The organism is Bradyrhizobium sp. DOA1 (assembly GCF_001593325.1).
GTDB lineage: Bacteria > Pseudomonadota > Alphaproteobacteria > Rhizobiales > Xanthobacteraceae > Bradyrhizobium.
Genome location: NZ_JXJM01000001.1, coordinates 4,515,036 through 4,517,154, shown reverse-complemented (window position 1 = coordinate 4,517,154; position 2,119 = coordinate 4,515,036). Strand labels below are relative to the sequence as shown.

General features: G+C 64.6%; 2 protein-coding genes. Both read left to right on the top strand.

The window, feature by feature from the left end; genetic code table 11:
* Positions 1-941 (top strand): 3-oxo-tetronate kinase (gene otnK / locus SE91_RS21180; protein ID WP_245318486.1); only part of this gene is annotated, 941 nt, incomplete at its 5' end.
* Positions 942-1,110: 169 nt separating this feature from the next.
* The coding region (locus SE91_RS21175) for an MCP four helix bundle domain-containing protein (RefSeq protein ID WP_156490035.1) at positions 1,111-2,119 on the top strand (1,009 nt) is incomplete at its 3' end.

The following is a 2,119-nucleotide window of genomic DNA, read 5'->3' as shown; positions in this document are numbered from 1 at the left end:
TGCTGGTGACGCCGGCCTTCCCGGAGACCGGCCGCACCGTCTACCAGGGCAACCTCTTCGTCGGCGCCGTGCCGTTGAACGAGAGCCCGTTGAAGGATCATCCGCTCAATCCAATGCGGGATTCCAATCTGGCGCGCGTGCTGGCGCGCCAGAGCAAGACGCAAGTGGGCCTCGTCGATCTCGCCACTGTCACCCGCGGCACGGATGCGGTCCGGGCGCGGCTGGCCGAACTCGCGGGCAAGGGCATCGGCGCCGCGATCATCGACGCCGTGTTCGAGCGCGACCTCGAGACCATCGGGCTCGTTGCCGCCGAGCATCGGCTATCGGTCGGCGCCTCCGGCATCGGCCTCGGGCTCGCGCGGGCGCTGGTCTCGACGGGCAAGGTCAAGGCGGCCGAAGCGAGCAGCGAGACCGGCGCGGCCGTCGGCGGCCCGGCGGCCTGCCTTGCCGGAAGTTGCTCGCAGGCAACGCTTCAGCAGATCGCCAATGCCGAGCGCGTCATGCCGGTGCTGCACCTCGATCCCGAGCAAATCGTCGCGGGCGGTGGCGAAGCGCAGCGCGCGCTCGCCTGGGCCCGGCCGCAGCTGGCGGATGGTCCCGTTCTGATCTCGTCGAGCGCGACGCCCGAGGCCGTCGCCGCCGTTCAGTCGCGCCACGGCCGGGACGCTGCCGGCCACGCCATAGAGCAGGCCATGGCCGATATCGCCGAAGGGCTGGTGCAGTCGGGCGTCAGGCGCCTGGTCGTTGCCGGCGGCGAGACGTCCGGTGCCGTGGTCGATCGGTTGAAGATTCCTGGGTTTCTCGTCGGAGTGGAAATTGCGGCGGGAGTTCCGGTGCTGCGTGCTGTCGGTGCAAAGGCGGGCGAGATGCTGCTCGCTCTGAAGTCGGGAAACTTCGGCGGCGCAGAGTTTTTCACCGACGCGCTTGGGCTCATGCGCTGAGCGCAGGGCGTTTTTAGCTGCCCATTCATTTCTTTCTGGCTTCCGTACTCGTACGGAGGCGTAGTTAACATCTGCTCAGGTGCTCTGGTGTTGGATGTCGGCGCTGCTCCCTTTGGTTGATTCGTAATTCCCGGACGCGCGCCGGCTTCAGTACAAAGAGATCCCAACGATGCTCGCCACCATTTCCATTCGCGCCAAGATCATCAGTGTCGTGGCGTTCCTGCTGGTTGCGATGACCGGCATGGGCCTCCTCGCCGTCATGAAGATGCGGTCCATGAACGCCAACACCACCGACATCACCACGAGTTGGTTGCCGAGCGTGCGGGTACTTGGCGACCTGCGTGCCGGGGTGATCACCTATCGCAACGTGATCCGCGAACACATGCTCGCCGAGACTCTGGAAGAGAAGCTCACGAACGAGAAGACACTGGCGACCGTGGTGGAAGCCAACACCAAGTTCCGCCAGAAGTACGAGCCGATGATCACCTCGCCGGAGGAACGCGCACTATACAACGAATGGTCTAAGGTTTGGGATGAGTACAAGTCCGGTACTCAGGAAGTGATGGCGCTGTCGCGCAAGGAGGCGGGCAAGGTCCCGCACGACGCCCATGAGCTCAATATCAAAGTCAACAAGATCGGGCTCAAGGCAGACGAGATCCTGAACCGGGACATCGAGCTCAATACCAAGGGCGGTGACCAGGCTGCCAAGGATGCAGCCGACAGCTATTACTTCGCCTTCATGCTAGTCTCGATCATCCTCGCCGCCGCGGTCATCGCCGGTTTCGGTCTCAGCTTCTATCTGGTCCGTGACGTCTCCAACGGCATCAACTCAATCACCGAACCGATGCAGGCACTGGGCAAGGGCGACCTGTCCGCCGAAGTGCCGCACCGGGGCGAGAAGACGGAGATCGGCGCCATGGCCGACGTGCTTCAGATCTTCAAGGAGGCGCTGATCGCCAAGAAGGCTGCCGACGAAGCCGCTGCGGCCGACGCCGAAGCCAAGATCGAGCGCGGCCGCCGCGTCGACAACATCACCCGCGAATTCGAAACCATGATCGGCGAGATCGTCCAGACGGTGTCGTCGGCCTCGACCCAGTTGGAGGCTTCCGCCTCGACGCTGACGTCGACCGCCGACCGCTCCCAGCGGCTCGCGACCACCGTGGCCGGAGCTTCGGAGG